This window comes from Bacillus alveayuensis, from assembly GCA_030812955.1.
Taxonomy (GTDB): domain Bacteria; phylum Bacillota; class Bacilli; order Bacillales; family Aeribacillaceae; genus Bacillus_CB; species Bacillus_CB alveayuensis.
In genome coordinates this window covers 1-1,291 of sequence record JAUSTR010000052.1, presented here as the reverse complement: position 1 = coordinate 1,291, position 1,291 = coordinate 1, and the positions used below count along the sequence as shown (strand labels likewise).

Sequence of the window (1,291 nt, the reverse complement as noted above, 5' to 3'; positions counted from 1 at the left end):
CATCTATTTTGCTCATCCTCTTTTTTTCAAGGAAACCTCCCCTTGAAACAGATGGAAGAGGATTTAGCTTCCTCCCACAAACATTTTACTCATACACTGATAATATGTAAGTTATCCATTCTCTCCTTTCGCTATGAATGTGGTGCGTGTGCGATAAAGGCTTGACATGGAGCCTCTACGGGCACGATTTTTTGCGCTGGAGCGATGACAGATAACATCCCGCGTGGCTAAAACAGCCTATCTTGCCCGTCTCTCCATACAAGCCTCTCACCACGTTCGATGGTTAGGATGCTTGAGCCATCATTTGGCGGCTATTTCATTGACGATTTGCTCTTAACGCAACACCTCAAGAACCACCTTAGCTTTAAATTCTGCGGGATATCGGTTTCTTTTTTTCATGGTATCATTCATTATAACTTATTTGTCACGCTCATGTGTCTTACCTTATGGGAGCATTATATAGTTTCTTAACGTGTTTGATGAATCAAATTGAACAACTCAGAAAATTCTTGCTTATTCATTGTACTTATTAGTTCATTTGTTGTGTTTTTTGTGTCATCCTTATCCATGGGAATTATCCTTATTTTCAGTTAAAAAGTTTGTCAGCTCTTCTTGCTCTCTCATTCCTTACCTGCAATTCTTTGTGGCTCTATACTAAATGTGGTGGTCATGCTTATCATCTCAAGGGTTCAGATAATCCGCAAAAAATGATAAAAAAATAACACCTCCATCTCTCTCTTTGATAATCTAAAGTTGCGACACAAAAGACACCAAAGGGAGAGAAGATAGGTGCTTACTCATTTTATCATAAACTTATTAGGGATTAAAGATAAGCATGTAGAGATTTTTGATTCAGGGGAAGAACAAGGTGTATTTTGGTTTGAATTGTATACACGTGTGAAAATACAGAAATGTCCGAAGTGTAAAAGCCGTACAAAACGCATCCATAGCTATCGAATGCAAAAAATACAGAGTTCATCAGTGGTGGGAAAAAGAGTGTACTTACATGTGAAGAAGCGAAGATATCGTTGTACAACATATGCTCATACTTTTATTTTATAGTAATGCTTAAACACCGAAAGATTTTAAGTGGTACTGTTTCTAAAAAAGTTTGAATTAATAAGCAATAAATATTCAAAAGATATAACTGAAGACTATAGTTTTTTCCTAACATCATGCCATTCATTCTTGTTCACGGGGCTGTCTGATAAGTCCCTAAAATGAAGCAAGTGGAGAAAAACGAGTCGTTTTTCTCCACTTGCTTTTGTATTATTTCGGCTATGACCTGAAA

The 1,291-nt window shown here is 36.9% G+C and carries 1 protein-coding gene; it reads left to right on the top strand.

Annotated elements, in window-relative coordinates; translation table 11 throughout:
- The first annotated feature begins 789 nt into the window (after positions 1-789).
- Positions 790-1,062 carry a transposase family protein gene (locus tag J2S06_RS16055; protein WP_419152969.1) on the top strand — a complete coding sequence of 91 codons (273 nt, stop codon included), beginning with the start codon at positions 790-792 and terminating at the stop codon, positions 1,060-1,062.
- Positions 1,063-1,291 lie beyond the last annotated feature (229 nt).